Here is a 1,130-nt window from a genome sequence, read left to right as displayed (position 1 = left end):
TAACTACACATAACTCATTCATCAACTTCTCTACACGATTTTATATTATTGAATGCAGATAAGCAATATTGTTTTGCTCAACTGTTAAAATTTTATGCTTAGTTGTGTTTTAGTGCTACCAAATCAATTAGTTATAACGTCATCACAATAACTTATCACGTTTAATAGTTTTACTTATCATTATAGGTCAAATTGGCTAAAACGTTGATATGGTTGAAGAAAAGTAGGGTTAAGGTCTGTCAACATAATGACTTATTATCCATCTTTCTTTAGACTTTTAAAATTGCTTATTTTTGTTTGGTGTGCTATTATATTATTAACAATAAAATCAGAAAGAAAGGTAGGTAAGAAGAAATGGATAAGAATAACCATTACAAACGTTTAATTTTGCAAAATCAAATTAATGATTGCAAAAAAATCATCAAAGATTCAACAAACAATAGAAAAACAATCGTATTAGATGATAATGAAAAAGATACTTTTTATCAGCTAGGTTCAGTTTTCATTGCTTTTTTAACTAAAAACAATGATAGAACACAAGTAAAAGACTTAGCTAAAATTTTATCTGCTACACATACATCAACAAGTAGATTATTTTTCAATAGAGAATATGATGGTTTTAAAAAAGAAACTATTATAGAAATATTAAACAATGCAGAACAAGTTGCAGACAATTATTTTGGCACACTAGAAGAAGCAAAAGCGCAAGAAAAAGAGGTCGTTTGCTAATGACTCAATTAAAAAATAGCAAAAAAATAAGACCTGCAGGAACAGGTCATCAATTAATACTCGACGATGTCGAAAAACTGTAAACAGAATACACGATTTATTTGTTAGTTGATATATTCATTATATCATGTTGTTCAAACGATGGCCGTCGTTTAACAACTATTTATATCTATATTATATAGGTAGAGTAAAGGTGTGTCAACTTAATAACACACAATCAAATAATCGTTATTCATTCGACTTGTTGAGTAAATCACATTTACGAAACGAGGTTGTAAGAATGGTAAAATCAATTAATGAAATTAAGCCAAACGAAGAAAAATTAAAAAAAGCTGAAAATAAAAACGTCCCATTTCCTGAAGTAGAAGCCGAAAAAGATAAATTCGAATCAGATAATCGCT

The 1,130-nt window shown here is 28.1% G+C and carries 1 protein-coding gene; it reads left to right on the top strand.

The window, feature by feature from the left end; translation table 11 throughout:
* Positions 1–354 precede the first annotated feature (354 nt).
* Positions 355–729 (top strand): hypothetical protein, encoded by a 375-nt coding sequence (locus DVA66_RS20590; protein ID WP_058709748.1) that lies wholly within the window; start codon positions 355–357, stop codon positions 727–729.
* The last annotated feature ends 401 nt before the right edge of the window (positions 730–1,130 follow it).

This window comes from Desertihabitans aurantiacus, from assembly GCF_003344635.1.
GTDB lineage: Bacteria > Actinomycetota > Actinomycetes > Propionibacteriales > Propionibacteriaceae > Desertihabitans > Desertihabitans aurantiacus.
Note: the sequence above shows the minus strand (reverse complement) of the source record. Positions and strands in the feature narration are given on the sequence as shown.

Coding starts and splice junctions, on each gene's coding strand:
- DVA66_RS20590 (WP_058709748.1), top strand. CDS start 355: ATGGATAAGAATAACCATTACAAACGTTTAATTTTGCAAAATCAAATT.